General features: G+C 64.8%; 1 protein-coding gene. It reads right to left on the reverse strand.

The annotated features are described in order from the left end of the window. Positions 1 to 56: 56 nt before the first annotated feature. A complete protein-coding gene (locus tag DW870_RS09215) occupies positions 57 to 1,247 on the reverse strand; it encodes an IS256 family transposase (RefSeq protein ID WP_117648577.1) in 1,191 nt (396 codons plus the stop codon). Positions 1,248 to 1,362 lie beyond the last annotated feature (115 nt).

The following is a 1,362-nucleotide window of genomic DNA, read 5'->3' on the forward strand; positions in this document are numbered from 1 at the left end:
GGTACCGTCAAGATTCTTTCGCAAATTGATCGAGGCGGCCTCGGCCCCGCCTTGCTCTAGCCCTCCGCCTTCTTGCTCAGCTCGTCCATCTCCTCCAGCTTCGACATGTCCAGGTACCTCCTCTTGCCCCATTCGTGCTCCACGATGTACTTCAGCCTCGCCGTCACCAGCATCAGGGCCGAGTTGCCGTCCGGGAAGGTCCCTACGACTCTCGTCCTCCGCCTGATCTCGCGGTTGATGCGCTCGATACCGTTATTGGTCCGGATTCTGCGCCAGTGCTCCGGCGGGAAGTCCGTGTAGGCGAGAGTCTCGGAGAAGCCGTCGCGCACCGTCCTCGCGGCCGCGCCGAGCCTCATCCCGTCCAGCTCGTCCGCCACCTCCGCCGCCTTCCTCGAGCACGCCTCGCGCGATTCCTGCGCGTGAATCGCCTTCAGCATGCGCGCCACGGCCTTCCTCCTGGTCACGGGCACCCTTCCCAACACGTTTCGGTAGAAGTGGACCGTGCAGCGCTGGTAGCGTGCCCCGGGGAACACCTCCTCGAGCGCACCGAGCATCCCCGCGCACTTGTCGCCGGTGACGAGCCGCACGCCGGAGAGCCCGCGCCCCCTGAGCCACGAGAAGAACTCGCGCCACGAGTCCGCCGACTCGGTGTAGCCCTCCGCGCAGCCGATGACCTCCCGGTCGCCGGTGGAGTTGACGCCGATGGCCACCAGAACGGCCACGTTCTCGTAGGACCCTCCCCAGCTGCGCTTGAGGTAGATGCCGTCGACGAAAACGTAAGGGTAATCGCCCTCGAGCGGCCTCTGGCGCCAGGCCTCGATGGACGCGAACGCCTTCTCGTTGAGGTTGGAGACGGTGCCGGAGGACACGGGCGCTCCCCAGAGGAGTTCGGAGACGTCCTCGATTCTCCTGGTCGAGACGCCCGCGAGGTACATCTCGACGATGGCCTCCTCGACCGAAGTCTCGCGCCTGCGGTAGCGCTCGATAACGGCCGTCTGGAAGGTCGCGCCGCGCAGCTTCGGCACGTTGAGCTCGACCTCTCCTGCCCCGGTGACGAGCTTTCTCGCGTAGTGGCCGCTGCGGTATGCCTCCCGGCCTGCCGTCCTCTCGTAGCGCCCGGCCCCTACGAGCTCGGACGCCTCCTCGTCGAGCAGCGCGTTGAGCGTCTCCTCGACGGTCTTCCTCACCAGATTCTTTATGTCCTTGCGCAGCGACTCCTCGTCGACTGTTACGATGTTCGCAGACACGGCCCGTGCCCCTTTCGTCGTTGATTTGTTGTTTAGCCGCTAGAAATCATATGACGGGGCGCGGGCCGTGTTCCGCTATGCGGTTGTCAATTTGCGAAAGAAATTATGCGTCACC

The organism is Collinsella sp. AM38-1BH, from assembly GCF_003467545.1.
Lineage (GTDB): Bacteria > Actinomycetota > Coriobacteriia > Coriobacteriales > Coriobacteriaceae > Collinsella.